This window comes from Aureibaculum sp. 2308TA14-22 (assembly GCF_040538665.1).
GTDB lineage: Bacteria > Bacteroidota > Bacteroidia > Flavobacteriales > Flavobacteriaceae > Aureibaculum.
Map to the genome: position 1 here is coordinate 73,700 of NZ_JBEWXT010000001.1, position 15,099 is coordinate 88,798.

Sequence of the window (15,099 nt, forward strand, 5' to 3'; positions counted from 1 at the left end):
ATTAAATTTTATTAGTTGAAGATTGTTAATTTTTTAAATTTGTATTTCTTGTGGTAATCAAATTCATGTTTCTTAAGGTCTTAACCCCATTTTGCCAAGGACCTCCAGCTCCCCAAATATAATAAGAGAAGTACATAGTACTTTTTTGAAAAATGGGCAGCCAAGGTTGAAATTCGGCATAATAATGATGGGCATCTCTATTTTTTGGATGGTTCATCCACATATGTAGAAATACAGGCTGATCTACCGGAAATGCACCAACAAAAGTAATATCTTCTTTGGTGTCATATCCCGCGTTCCATCCTTCTTTTATATCAAATGCTTGGCCGTAATATTTCTCTGGTTTCATTCTAAACTCATTAACACCACTTAATTCGGGAACTATGAACACATCTTCCAACCAATGTTTTTCTCCCAGTTCCAGTATGGGCTGTGGGCCTAGCATATTTGCTTCTGGGTTTATAAAGGTTAACGCAAACCTAACTTCTAATAATGGAGAATTTCCATATAAGGTAAATGTTTTTTCTAAACGGTTCCCGAAGTAATCCGTCCACATTTTAACTTGAACAAAGTCTCCTTCCTTTTTAATTATTTTAGAATTATATACCTGATGCGTTTCCATACTACCTTGACCGAGAAAATCTTCAAATCCACCATATGGATAATAGCCTCTTTTTCTAAAAGAACGTTTTTCGTCAATAGCCTTTTTAGGCCATAATTTAAAAAGGATATTGTCGTTTCTGCTCTTAACAATATATTCAATTACCCTTGCTCCAGTTGCAAGTAATGTGACCTGAACGCTATCGTTCTCCATACGATATTCATTGACACCATCATTGTTTAAATCAATTTCAGCTAAAGTTGGCTTACCCTTTCTTTTACCCACGCCCAATTGCGAAACATAATTAACACCCATGGCCGATACCTTAACTTTATAGTTGCCCGCCTTTAACTTCAAATCAAATAATAAATCTTCAAAAGAACCTGTGGCCGCATTACATGTTTTCGAAGTTTTGAAAATTACTTTCTTTTCATTTTTGATATTTACAACCTCAATAGCTACGGGAAAAGAGGATTTTTCGGTAAAATTATGAATCGTTACAGGAAAACTGATCTTCGGAGCATGACTATACAAAAGACGATGTACCGAAATTGCAGGAGGTAAATCCAACATAGTTAAGGTACTTTTCTTTATTCCATTGTAATTGTAGTGAATAGCAATGGGATTGGTATTGTTTGTTGCAGAAGTCTCAGGTTGTAAAACAAAACGCTGAATTTTTGTATTGTTTGAGCCTAGGGTTAATGAAATCGAAGGTTTTCCTTTAATTTTAACTTCAGGAGGGAGTGCTAATTCTAACATTCCAGAAATAGGAACCTTAGCGGTATTTGTAATTTTTACATCTAAGTTATATCCATTGACTTTTGCTTCGATATTAATAGGGTCGCCAAAGTATTCTTCAAGATACAACCTATCAAGTACTAGCATTTGCAATGCATTTCTATATTGTGCAGGACCCATCATTTTTCCTTGCTCTAAAACACCAACTTCACGCCGATCCATAATGGCGGTCCACATAGATTCTTTAGTTAATGGTTGGCCTTTTTCAATGAACAGTACCATACTTGACAAGGCTCCTCTGTCCAATTGACCCGTTTTTAATACAAAGGGTACATCTTCGTTATCTATCTGTTCTTTATTTCCCTCGTTGGCAAAATATCCGTTGTACTTGTAAGGATCGGCTAGGGTGTCCCAAACTTGACGAAATACATATCCTTCTTTTTCCCTAGCAAATTTTACCCAAGATTCTTTGTCGTACATCTGCTGAATTTGAAACCCATCATAATTTTTTGCTCCAAAAACATAAGAAGCACCAACATCCGTGACAACGGGCAAATCAACTTTTTTGACCCAATTGGCTATATCATCTTTTGATAGATAGTCCATATAACCGTCAAATACAAACCAGCTGTTGCCTTCGTTCATGCCTGTTCCAATTATTTCAAGCGGATGACCTTTGGTTATGGTTACGCTATTGAGCAATGAGTAAGCCCCAAACCACCCTTTGTGGAAATCATACTTTTCGGTAACCTTTTTGACGTTTTCAATTTGATTTTTCAGTTTGTCGCGAGTATTTTTATCTTTTGAACTAACTATAAATAACTTTGATTGATTCTGTTCAAGGTAGAAAGCATTGATTCTAACAAAATCTTTGGCATTGAATTGATGACTGCTTAAATCAGAAGCCCAATTGGTTTTTTTCGGCAACTTTGCATCAACTTTTTTACCTAGATCTGAATCTGAGTCAACATAAATAAGAACATTGTTATTGCTCTTGAATAGGCTTTCTAAATCCGATAGCGAAGGGTCATTTAGTGTTGTGTAATCATTTGACAGCAGTTGTTTTATAAATCCTTCTTGCATTGTTAATCCCGGAATTCCAAAATCTTCTGCAATATCTATCTTGCTTTGTAAAATGGTTTTCTCCAGATCAGGAACTGCCATTTTAAAAAGATTTCCATATCTGTATAAAGTATTATAACTGTTATGCCAATAGTTGGTGTAACCATTGAAATTATTTTCGTTTTTGACAATGTTTTCTAAAGTACTGCTCTGGTCGGGATATTTATAATTATCAATACGCTGAGCAATTACAGACGTCTGTTGTAACAAGATTAATACTATAGCTAGGGTTATAAGGTGGTTAAATTTACGCGTCATACTTTAAATGCTTTATTTTTGGAGGTACATAGTGCTATTTAATACTTTAGCTTTAAGTAATTGTGTAGGGAAATGCTATTGAGATTAGCAAGGTACGATAATTATTTTTATTTTTTTGCTAGTTAATAGGCTACAGTTGCAGTAAGGTATTTACAAATTAATATATTGAAATGGGTTTATTGACTTAACGATAACTCTTTTTATTGAGTTTAAGAGTCTCTCTAACCAACAAGTTGGTTTTAATGACAGCGGTTTTAAATTCAACGAAAAATTTACTGTATTTGCCAAAGTAAATAATTTATTGAGTAGTGATTATCAAAAAATATACCAATTACTATGTGCAGAGACTACAGGTTTTTGGTGGATTGACCTATAAGTTCAATTTTTAAGTCCTGAATTTGTTTCGGGATCTTATTAAAGTTTGTTCGAAAGTTTAAAAGTACAGATTTAAAAAGTATTACACATTATTAGTGGCGTTAAGTTTTCCCCAATTCCCTTTTTTACTTAATGCTACTTGTTTTGGGTTTTTTATTCTTCCAAATATTTATCCAACAATTCCCTTATTTCTTTACCTTCCGGGCCAGGTGCATTTTGATGGACTAGTTTTCCTTTTTTATCGTATAATAAATATCTAGGTATTGTACTTAGTTTTAAATCTTTGTAAAAATTTGCACTCGAATAGTTGAGAGCCAAAATATTGTTCTTATTAAACCACAAGCCCTCTTCTGTTGAAGCTTTTTTCCATTTATTAAAGTCATTATCAATTGATATGTATAAAAAAACCACATCTTTGTTTTTATAATCCGCTTTTAATTTCTTTGAAGCTGGCATAGCTGCTCTGCACGGAGCACACCAACTTGCCCAAAAATCTATATAAATCAACTTTCCTTTATACTTTTCTTGAATGTCATTTAATTCTATTATTTCTTTTTTCGCATCTGTAAAATATACATCTTTTGTTTCCATTTTTAATTCCGAAAAGTCTAACAAGTAAGTGTTTTTTAAATCATTGATTAATAACGTATCATTGGTTACGTCTTTAAATATACTTAAATATTTATTTGAGATGTTTTTACTATTTGAATCATAGATTTTTTTAAGAAAATGATACAATAGATACTTTCTTGTTCGATTGGAGAAGTTTGGATTATTCTTAATCGAATCAAAAACAACTTCATAATTTTTAGAGAAAAGGGATTTTTCCTTCCGGTTTTTTAATGCGTATTTATAAAGGACATAGTTTTCAAGAAAATATCGATATGTTTTTAGATATAGTAACTCATCTTCTTTTAAACTCTTTTTATCAATACTGTCAAAATTAATTTTATCTTTCATTAAATTAATATTTAAATATTTATTTCGACCTTTGTTAAGGAAATAAATATCATCAGATATTAGATTGTTAAATCTAAGTGAATCCAAAAATTCATTAAACTTATAGTTGTACTTTACTAAATCTCTTTCATATTGATCTTTTTCATTTTTAGTTCTTTTGATTTTAAATTTTCTATAAAATTCAAATGCGTCTAGTGGTTTTTCAAATTTCATTTTTTTTTCAAAATTGAAATCATGTTTTAAAATTTTTCTATTAGCTATTTTAACATGAGGTCTATTATCTCGATTATGATCAAAAATTACTGTATCACCTTTGTGAAATATATAATAATTTGATTGCGGGAACTGAATATAAGCTAGACAAATTTTTGAGGCCGTTAAAGGCAAAAATAAGGTGTCTTCTGCTTCATTATCAACGTTTAAGATTATAGACTTAAAATCATAAAATTGAGAGTAATAAATGTTCTCTTTTACATTAGAAACATTATTATGAGGGTGTTTTTTAAATATTAGGGTAATTCCATTCACTTCATTCGTTTTCTCCATTCTTTTGTGTTCTTCATTCTTTTGGTTACAATGAATCAAAAAAACAAAGGATATAAGAGTAATTTTTTTTAGCATTATAATTTTTTTGAAGAAAGAGCCTTGAAAGGCTCTTTCCAGTTTAAAAATAAAGTTAACAAACATTACAAGAATCAATCCAGCTTGCAGTGTTACAACTCTCACAACACCAATTATTACCTGGCTCTTCTCCAAATGATTCGGCTGTGTCTTGGGATACATTTTTTTCAACATAAATTTCCCCATCTCCATTTCTAGTAACATACGCACAACTACCTTCATCCACTCTACCTCCAAAAACACTTTTTAACTCACTTCTTTGAAGCAATTCATTTGCTTCCACTTTAAAATTTCTCATAATTTATAGAATTTTAAATTTATATTTGCCCTGAACAATTAAAGACCATCAAGGTTTTGGTCTGCCTTTCGCGAAAAGGATATTGTTTATTGCCCCGAATGCTCGGGGCTTTTTATTTTAATTGTACGTAAACAACTCTCTAAATTTATAGAAAATTCTCGCTGCTACACTCAAATCTTCCGTTATAATTTCTGCATTGCCCAATAATTCCTGATTAAAAGTAAAGGTTTTGTTGTACGATGTTTTTGTGCCATTGGGTAAAGAAATATAAACCACATAATTACCTTCATCATCAGGAGAAATTGAAAAATTAGTAACTTTTCCAATCAACATTCCGAACTGTTGGTACGGATAATTATCCAATTTTATAAAAACCTTTTGACCCACTAAAACTTTACCCGCGTTTTGTGCTGGAATTACCAACTTGCCCACTAAACTAGATGTATTGGTAGGTAAAATAGAAAATGCAATATCACCCGAATTTACAAATTGGTTCTCGCCCCAAAAATTTTGAAAACTAATAACACCATTTATGGATGATTTTAACACGTATTTGTACTCCCAATCTCGAATAGCTTCTTTGAGAGAGTTATAACTTTGCGTTAAATTTTTGAGAAAGTTGGTTTTATCTTCTTGTTCGTTTATTCTTGTAGTTTTCAAGGTGCTGTTGGCAGAGGAAATAGCCTCTCTCATTTGAGAAATAGATATAGCCATAGCATTGATATTTTTTTGCATCTGTAGATACTCCAACTGCTTATTTTCGTACTCCAATCTTGAGATAACACCTTTTTCAAAGAGCTGTTTTTGTCGTTCAAAATCGGTCTTTTTTAATTCAACTTCTTGTTCCAATAACTCTTTTTGATTGATTTGATTTTGTAACCGTACTCTAATTTCAGATAGTGATACCCTATTGCCTTGGATTTGATTATTGTATGGGTCAAGGTCATTTAGTAATGTAAAATTTGTGTAACTTTTTTCAAAGTTGATAAGATCAATACTTATTTCGCCCAATTGCAATTGTGATGTTTTGCCAAAAGGGAAATTGAATTTTTCGGTATCAAACTGTAAGGTATCAATAATATGTTTTAGTACATAAACATCTCTATAATTGGCGGTGTTTCTTATAATTGCTAGTTTTTCATTTGGTCTTACCGTGTCTCTGTTTTTAATGAAAACCTTTTCCAATTGTCCAGAATATCTCGCAACCACCCTTTCGGTGGGTTGTTCTGTAGTAACTAATACTTTTGCAGTAACAAAATCAGGATACTTGATGATAAATGCCAATATCAAAATAATTAATGTAAACATAAAAATTAAAGAAATACCCCAACGGACAATCCAAGCTGGTGGATTCGTTAGAATTTCTTGAACTTCTTCAGAGCGTAATTCCAAATTGTCTATTTTCTTGTTTTCTGGCATTGATTTATAAATTTTGTTTAAAACACCCCTATGGTCCCCTCAAGGGGACAATTACTCATTTATAACTAATTTACTTATTTACTTAACTTCGGAATTTTATTTCTTCCGAGAATCTGTTCCCTCTCCCTCGGGGAGGGCTAGGGAGGGGCTACTTAATTTTTCTAATTCCAATTGATTTTTTACCAAATTATAATAGGCTCCTTTTTTATTGAGCAACTCCTGATGATTCCCTGATTCTTTTATCTTGCCCTCATCCATAACCACAATTTGGTCGGCATGTTTAACGGTACTTAATCTGTGGGCAATAATAATTACGGTTTTATCTTCAAAGAAATTATTCAGATTTTCCATGATGATACGCTCATTTTTCGCATCCAATGCAGAGGTAGCTTCATCAAAGAATAGTAAATCAGGATTTTTATATACCGCCCTTGCAATAAACAAACGTTGTTTTTGACCTGTGCTGATGCCTATGCCTTCATTGCCAATTTTAGTGTTAAAGCCTAAGGGTAACGATTGTATAAAATCGTAAATATTGGCTGTTTTAACAGCAGACAACAAACGCTCTTGGTCAATAATATCTTCTCCTACGGCAATGTTGTAGGCAATGGTATCATTAAAAATATAGCCTTCTTGCATTACCACACCACAATTGCTACGCCATGCTTTATGCGATATGGCACTTAGAAAATGGTCGCCATAGGTAATATTTCCTTTATTAGGTTCGTAAAACTTCAACAAAATCTTCATTAAGGTGGTTTTTCCGCTGCCACTTGCCCCAACAATAGCCGTAATTTTATTGGCAGGGATTTCCATGCTCAACTCCTTTATCACATTTTCGTCACTACCTATATATCGAAAAGAAATTTCGTTTAGTTTTAAATCTTGATTTGGTTTAATAGTTGAAATTAACTGTTTTTCCTTATTTTCCTCATCTTCTTTATCATGGATTTCACCTAATCGTTCCAAACTTATTTTAGCATCTTGTGTAGCTTGTATAAAACCGACCAATTGGGTAATAGGTCCATTTAATTGACCAATAATGTATTGAATGGAAAGCATCATCCCTAAGGTAATAGAACCTTCAATGACCAAAATGGCTGAAGTAAACGTGATAAAAATGTTTTTAATCTCGTTGATAAAAGAAGAGCCCACACCTTGGGTCTGCTCTAAGGCTAAACTTTGCATGGAAACCTTAAACAAACGAGCCTGTACAAACTCCCAGCCCCAACGTTTTTGCTTTTCGGCATTGTTCATTTTAATTTCCTGCATTCCGTTTACCAATTCAATTACGGTACTTTGTTCTTGGCTCAGTTGAGAAAACCGTTTATGGTCCAGTTCTTTTCTCCTTTTTAAGAAAAACAGAATCCAAATGACATAAATAATACTACCAACCGCAAAAATCAAAAAGATATAGAGGTTGTAGTAAATCAAAACCGCACCGAAAACGACTAGGTTCATCATGGAAAATAATGTACTTAGTGTTGAGCCTGTTAACAGTTTTTCTATTCGGTTATGGTCATTGATACGTTGCATAATGTCGCCCGTCATTCGGGTATCAAAATAAGCAATGGGCAGGTTCATTAATTTTATAAAAAAATCGGAGACCAATGAAATATTTATGCGTGTGCTTAAATGCAACAAGATCCAACTTCTAAAAATATCGACACTGGTCCTGCCAATAAAAAGCATCAGTTGGGCAATAAGTATTACATAAATAAAATTAATGTCCTGGTTCTGGATACCCACATCAACTATACTTTGGGTCAAAAAAGGAAAAATAAGCTGTAACAAACTGCCTACTAATAACCCAATAAGCAATTGTACCAATAAGTTTTTGTACTTAAACAAATATTGGAACAAAAACTTAAACGACCTTTTGTCCGTATTGTCCCATTCCAGTTCCCTAAACTTTGGGGTGACCTCCAACAACAGGGCAATGCCTTCTTTAGTGTCTGTTGTGGCATTGTTACCTATCCAACGTTGTATAAATTCATCTTTGGTATAGGTTATCAACCCATAAGCAGGGTCGGAAATAGATACCACATCGTTTTTGATCTTATAAACCACAACAAAATGGTTCTTGTTAAAATGCACAACTAAAGGTAACGGTGCTTCTGTTAGTTTTTGATAATCTATTTTAACCCCAATCGTTTTAAAACCGATGGCTTCTGCGGCATCGCTCAGTTTCATTAAGTTGCTGCCCTCACGGGTAGTCTCGGACATGTCCCTTATTTCTTGCAACGTTATCAGTTTACCATAATGCTTGGCGACTATGCGTAAACAAGTGGGGCCACAGTCTTTGGAATCTGGCTGTTTGTAGAAAGGGAATTTTTTGTTTGACACCAAAAATAATCTATTTTTTGTCCTCTAAAATTTTATCTAAATTATATAAGGCATCTTCACCCACCCCTCTATATATTATCATTTTTGTGCTATTGTCTACTAAGATAAACGTAGGGTATTTGCCAATATTTAACTTACTTATAATAGGCTTTTTCTTATTTTTAACATCTACAAATGTTTGCTTCCATGGTATGTTGTTATCATCAATATATTTTTTAACAGTATTAATATCCCTATCGTAAGCTATACCTAAAATATCAACTTCCTTTTTATAATTAGTATAAAGTTTCTTTAATCTAGGGGTGGTTTTTATACAAGGTTTGCACCAAGTACCCCAAAATTCCAACAAAGTATATTTTTTTGAAAAATATTCATTGTCATATAGATTATAAGTAAAGCTATTTGTTAGATCATTAAATTTTAGGTTATATATTTTATAACCTAATTTATGACTATAGAATGGTTTATCAAGATTAATTTTTTTTAAAAACAATTCAGTAACTGAATTATTAATACTGTCTAAAATATAAAATTGATTTTCTATTTTTACAGTATCCTTAATTTTATATTCAAAATTAAAATTATAATCACTACTTGAATTACTAAAAGGTAAAGAATCAGGTTTAACTAATATACTTAGGTAAGGATAAATTCCTTGTACTGCCACTACATATTTCCTTTTAGTAAACCTAATATTGCCTTCCCAGTAATCCTTGAATCTTATGTGAATTCTAGATCTGTTAATGTTTTCATTACTGCTTAAAGAGCCATTATAGCTAGAATAAGAATTAGGATAAAATAACACTTCTCTATCGGTAATAGAGGTTTTTTCTTTGATGTTATTATAGAATCCAACCTTGTAAGTTCGAAGGTCATCGATATCTAATTCAGAATTATTAATTCTAAAATTATTGTCAAACACAACTGATTCATCATCTTTAAAAAAATTGTTGTTATTTTTATCTAAAGTAACATTCTCTTTTCCATTTCTGTATTCCACCAAAAAATTCATAGGTTTCATATATATTTTTCTTTTCTCTGAAGATGTATCAATTTTTAAATCGATAATCTTTTGTTTATTAATCATTCCCATTTGATAGAGCTCATATTTAAACCTTTTATTATCTAATATTAGCGAAGATATATAAGAAGAGTCTTGTTTAAAGTTTTTGACATTATTCTTAAGATACTCATAGTATAAAGGATAAGAATGTTTTATGGAAGATGCCATAAAAGTATTGGTCATGCTATTAAATGCAATATTTCTTTTACTCGTTTTTCCAAGCTGAATACTATAGTGTTCAATTTGATTTTTTTCTGTACAAATTGTTAATAAAAATATTAAAATCAAGTATATTATTTTCTTCATTTAAATTTTAATTTAAAGGGTTGCTAATTTTGAATTAGCAACCCAAAATCTCAATAATAAAAAGTTTATTTTGCTACAAATCAACTAGGCTCTCTTAAATCACAACCTTTCCATTGTTCTCCCATACAAGGTATGTCTTTGCAATAACCTTCAAGACCTCTCATAGGGTCACCCGCACAATCTGAATCTAAGCTGCATTGGTTAGTACACCCCTCATCTGCATTACCTCCAAAAACACTTTTTAACTCATTTCTTTGAAGCAATTCATTTGCTTCAACTTTAAATTTTTTCATAAAAAAAAATATTTAATTTTCATACCAAAACCATTAAAATGATTTGGCATATATTTGCCCTGAACAATTAAAGACCATCAAGGTTTTGGTCTGCCTTTCGCGAAAAGGATATTGTTTATTGCCCCGAATATTCGGGGCTTTTTATTAATTGTTTTTTAAATTAATTTTATCAATTATTTTTTTAAAGGCTAGGCTATCGGAGGGTCTGGGAGAATCCTCTGCTACAAGTAAATTTTGCTTATCAAAAATAACATATCTCGGAATGAAAAGCACCTTTAAAAGCTTAATTATGTCAGAATTTTTATGATTTAGAACGAGATATTGATTTTTTAACAAACCATAGTCAGATAATTCTCTGGTTTTTTTTATCCAGGCCTCTTTATCTTCATCAATAGAAAGATATATCCAATCTACGTCATCAGAAATATGTAATTTATTTCTAATTAAATTACTTTTTTTTACTTCTGTAATGCATGGGCCACACCAACTTGCCCAAAAATCAATTACCTTAATTCGTTCTTCCGATTTTTGAAATATTTCGTTAATTGATAAGGTATCTCCTTTGAGGTTTATTATTTGACTATTTAAAACTTTTGACGACAATTTTTTGTTTAAATTGTTTAGACTTTTTTTAATGCTTTCAATTTTTGTTAATTGACTTTTCTTTGAAAAGTTGTGTTCGTAAGAATCAATCAACTGCCAGACTTTTTCTTTATTCTCATCTGGATTTTCAGTGAAATAATCAGTTATCAACCTAAAAATTGCATAATCCCGTACTTTTCCATTTAAATTGTTTAAAATAAAATTCTTTTCTTCTACAAATCTTTCACTGGAAAATGCTTTATGATTACTATTAATAAAATAATATCGCAGATAATTAAGTAAACTTAAATAAAAGAAATCTACATCAATTAATTCAGGTCTATCAAATATCTCTATGGAAATGTGATCAAAATAACTATCAATATCAAAATTCTTTCCTCCTTGTTTTATCAATTCTGGTATACTATTTTTTGGGAAAATTAACTGACCATTTATTTTTTTTGGTGCTATCAAATTATATAAATATTCAAACTCTAACCTTCCTTTAACCAATCTAATAAAATCGCTAGACATTTTATTACTCTCAATATAATTCTCGTAAAAACTAATTTTTCCTTTATTTAGATATTTACATTTATTTTTGTAATTGGTTAAATTATCCTCATGAATTGGCCATTTCGAAAATATACTATCCATTTTAGGATAGAATAAATATCTTGCTAAATTTTTCCCTTTAAAACTAATTTTTTTATCCTTGATCAGAAATGAGATACTATCTCCAGGCAAAATTAATAGCCTCACATTATAATTGGTTTTTCCAATGAAATCGAGAGTAGAAAATTTTGGATTAACAATATCTTTTATTTTTATAATTACCGAATCTTTGTTGATTCTTTTAATTGAATTAATAGTGTCTTTATTGTATCTAAAATTAAAACCAGAAAGATTAATAATTTGAAAACCATTGTCATCATATGTTTTCCCATAAAGAACAACGGCACTGCTTTTATAAGGTCTTATTAAATTTAATTCAGATGATGTTTTTTTTGATTCAAATTTTGTTTTAACACAACCGATACAACAAGAAACTATGATACATAAGATAATAATATAATATCCTTTCATTATTTTGATTTTTAATAATAAGGGTATTTTTAAAAATACCCTTATTTAATTTATTTAACATATACAAACACCGCCTGAACCACCGTGATTTTGGCATGCATAGTCCATAGAGCCAGCAATACAATCTAAACAGTTTGCAATGATATTATCTCCATTCTCATCTTTATCTTTACAGGAGACCGTGCAGTAGGGTTCTGACCCTCCAAAAACACTTTTTAACTCATTTCTTTGAAGCAATTCATTTGCTTCAACTTTAAAATTTTTCATCGTTATAGAATTTTAATTAATACTTTTGCCTTGAATGGATCAGGGCATTCAAGACTATGCCCATTATTCGCGAAATAATTCCGTACATTGCCTCGAGTACTCGGGGCTTTTTTTTATTGAAACTCAATTTTAAGAAATCTTTATAGACACACTTAAAATTGTTAGTTGAACTAATTCCGTTGTAAAACGGAATCTCATCAATATGTATTTATTATTAAATTAATACCTCACTTAAATCTTCTATACTATATTCTTTGGGTAATTTATACCCATTAATAAATAGGGTTGGGGTATGTGTAATATTTTCCGCTTTACACCACGCCTTCATATCTTCTATCTTATCATTTTGTTGTTCCAATTCTCCATTCATCGGGTATTGTTTTGCAAAGACATCATAATCTTTTTTCTCTGCCATATACCATTGATCTAATGCTTTTTGAGTTTCCTCTTTCTTATTATGGGCATCAATAGCTAAAAAATGCCGTACGGGTTTTGCTTTACGGTCTTTTTCGTTAGTTGTTGCCGTAAACAAAACTTGTAAATTAATGCTCCCAACATTTACCAAATGCTCTAAAACAGGGTGTGCTTTTGCACATGGCCCGCAATAGGGGTTACATACTTTTATAACATTATACTTTGCATTTTTATTGGTTATTGAAATGCCTAAACCATCCGTACTATGTGTAACTTTATCAGACTTTGACAATAAACTTTTCAGCACAAAAGGGTTAGCCTTTATTTTTTTAAGTCCGCGTTTATACACATTGGTTTCTTTTTGTTGTTCTATTAAGGGTTTTATTAGTTTCCAAGACACAATAGGTATTAAAAACAAAGCCGCATATAACGGCAATAATTCTATGGCAAAGGTATTTTTATAAAACCCACCTAAAAAAGCAATGCCTACTTCTGCAACCAAAACGACTTGTATAACAATACAGAATTTGCACCATTGTTTAATAACCGCTGCTTGGTAATAGATAGAAATGGCAATAGCAGGTAGCGTTATTATGCTTGTAATTGCCAATATGCCAATTGCTGCACTTGAAAAAGTAAATAATGCTAAGTAGGTAAAAGTAGCAAAGAAATAAGAAAACCCTAATAATCCTAAACTTAAGTTGCCATCAAATAATGAAGCGTATTTAGATTTTAATACCGCATTGCAATTTATATTTTTGCCACCTGTACAAAAACTTTGTAAGGTTGGATTATATTGGTCCACATCAAACCATAACAGAAATACACCTGCGGTTAAACCAACTAATTTTAACAGACCATATACAACGGTATAGGTTGTTAATGTACTATTGCCAAAAACATCTGACTTTGTAAAGCTAATTACCACCCAAAGGGTCAACAGTAGAGCCGATGTGCCAATTAAAACGGTTGTAAGCCTTTTGTCTGCTAGTTTTTTCTCAATATCAATTTCTTTTGAGGTTGCATTGGTTTCTGCCATAAGGCAAACACCTGTCCATAGTTTTAAAAACTTGGCTTTAGTCAACTCTTGTTTTTTATTTTTATCATCAAAATAGGTAACCGTTGTATCAGTAATATTGGTTAGGGTATAAAAAAGTGTTCTGCTATGGACGGAAACTTGGACAATACATGGAGTTGATAGCTCATCAAATTTTTCTTCAGTAATTTTTACAGCTAAATTTTCAATGTTGTACCTTGTCAACGTATCTGCAATGGACAACAAACTGGGGTGGTCAGGGTGCGATAAAATGTTATCTTTTAAATAGGCGTTGGTATGTTTAACCTTAAGTCGTTTTAAAAGTTGTTTTGTAGCGATGTAACAATTATCCATAATCTGACAGTTATTATTTGAAACAGTTCAATTTCAACATTGAATGTATCAATAAAATTAGATATAACTTTTGTAAAACTTGAAGTTTTTTCCTTACTAAAAGTAAGGCTTTTCCTTACTTTTTTTTACAAAAAACCTATTGCTTTCGCTTGTAGTATTAAACCTCTGTCACTATCTACTTCAAAAATTTCTTTTAAACGGCGACGTCTTTTTTCTATACCGCTGATTGTTAAAGGAATATAATCAGGCATGTCTTTCATTTTTGTAGCATTGGACAACTCATATAATATTTTTATATCAATGTCATCAAGTTTATGGGTATATTTGTTTTTTCTTCGCAATATATCATCAACGGTATCACAATAATGGGTTTTTCCGCTAACAACTTTTAATACTGCTTTTTGGAGTACTTTCTGGTCACTTGCATTATTCTTTATCAAAAAACCTTCTGGATTAAGTTTTTTAATTACAGAATTTATTCTAAAGCCATCATTATACGAAGTAATTACAATAATTTTAGTTTTTGGAGTATGCTCTCTTATCAATTCTCCTAATTTTTCGCCTGACTGATTTTTATCATCTTTAGATTCTCCGAGACGAATGTCTAGAATTACAACATCAAAAAATTCTTTAGAACTGGTTTCCTGAATTTTGGTTACCCCACTTTCATAATCAAAAGCCTGAACAATATTAAATTTTAGCCTTGGCTTATTTTTTGGAATTAGATTTAAAACCATTTTAACAGCATCGGAAAACAGCTTACAATCTTCAACAATTAATACGCTATAACTGTTTTTAAGAGGTTTTCCTGTGGTAACAACTTTCATAGCATTAAAAATTAGCGACAATTTATTTTTTTAACTTTATAATTACAAAATATAGCCGAATTATATTTAATTTAACATTTATGTTAAAAATATAAAAAATAAGCCGAAGTTCTTAGGGGAAAAACCCCTTTTT

Annotated in this window: 11 protein-coding genes; all 11 read right to left on the reverse strand. The window is 31.2% G+C overall.

The window, feature by feature from the left end; all coding sequences use genetic code 11:
* Nucleotides 1–25: 25 nt before the first annotated feature.
* The gene (locus U5A88_RS00330) at nt 26–2,719 is read right to left on the reverse strand and encodes a YbbR-like domain-containing protein (RefSeq protein WP_354203047.1); all 2,694 of its coding nucleotides are present in this window, start codon (nt 2,717–2,719) and stop codon (nt 26–28) included.
* Nucleotides 2,720–3,247: 528 nt separating this feature from the next.
* Nucleotides 3,248–4,675 carry a TlpA family protein disulfide reductase gene (locus U5A88_RS00335; RefSeq protein WP_354203048.1) on the reverse strand — a complete coding sequence of 476 codons (1,428 nt, stop codon included), beginning with the start codon at nt 4,673–4,675 and terminating at the stop codon, nt 3,248–3,250.
* A 55-nt stretch (nt 4,676–4,730) separates the two neighbouring features.
* On the reverse strand, nt 4,731–4,973 hold the full coding sequence (locus tag U5A88_RS00340; RefSeq protein WP_354203049.1) for a hypothetical protein: 243 nt from the start codon (nt 4,971–4,973) through the stop codon (nt 4,731–4,733).
* A gap of 117 nt (nt 4,974–5,090) precedes the next feature.
* Nucleotides 5,091–6,392, reverse strand: coding sequence for an HlyD family secretion protein (locus U5A88_RS00345; RefSeq protein ID WP_354203050.1), 1,302 nt, complete (start codon nt 6,390–6,392; stop codon nt 5,091–5,093).
* Nucleotides 6,393–6,488: 96 nt separating this feature from the next.
* A complete protein-coding gene (locus U5A88_RS00350; RefSeq protein WP_354203051.1) occupies nt 6,489–8,738 on the reverse strand; it encodes a peptidase domain-containing ABC transporter in 2,250 nt (749 codons plus the stop codon).
* Between the two features lie 10 nt (nt 8,739–8,748).
* Nucleotides 8,749–10,107, reverse strand: a complete 1,359-nt coding sequence (locus tag U5A88_RS00355) for a TlpA family protein disulfide reductase (RefSeq protein ID WP_354203052.1) — start codon at nt 10,105–10,107, stop codon at nt 8,749–8,751.
* 80 nt (nt 10,108–10,187) lie between these two features.
* Nucleotides 10,188–10,400, reverse strand: coding sequence for a hypothetical protein (locus tag U5A88_RS00360; RefSeq protein ID WP_354203053.1), 213 nt, complete (start codon nt 10,398–10,400; stop codon nt 10,188–10,190).
* A gap of 144 nt (nt 10,401–10,544) precedes the next feature.
* Nucleotides 10,545–12,068, reverse strand: a complete 1,524-nt coding sequence (locus tag U5A88_RS00365) for a TlpA family protein disulfide reductase (protein WP_354203054.1) — start codon at nt 12,066–12,068, stop codon at nt 10,545–10,547.
* Nucleotides 12,069–12,122: 54 nt separating this feature from the next.
* On the reverse strand, nt 12,123–12,335 hold the full coding sequence (locus U5A88_RS00370; RefSeq protein WP_354203055.1) for a hypothetical protein: 213 nt from the start codon (nt 12,333–12,335) through the stop codon (nt 12,123–12,125).
* Between the two features lie 214 nt (nt 12,336–12,549).
* Entirely contained in the window at nt 12,550–14,139 is a 1,590-nt protein-coding gene (locus U5A88_RS00375; protein WP_354203056.1) for a vitamin K epoxide reductase family protein, read from the reverse strand.
* A 125-nt stretch (nt 14,140–14,264) separates the two neighbouring features.
* Nucleotides 14,265–14,966 carry a response regulator gene (locus U5A88_RS00380; protein WP_354203057.1) on the reverse strand — a complete coding sequence of 234 codons (702 nt, stop codon included), beginning with the start codon at nt 14,964–14,966 and terminating at the stop codon, nt 14,265–14,267.
* Between the last annotated feature and the right edge of the window lie 133 nt (nt 14,967–15,099).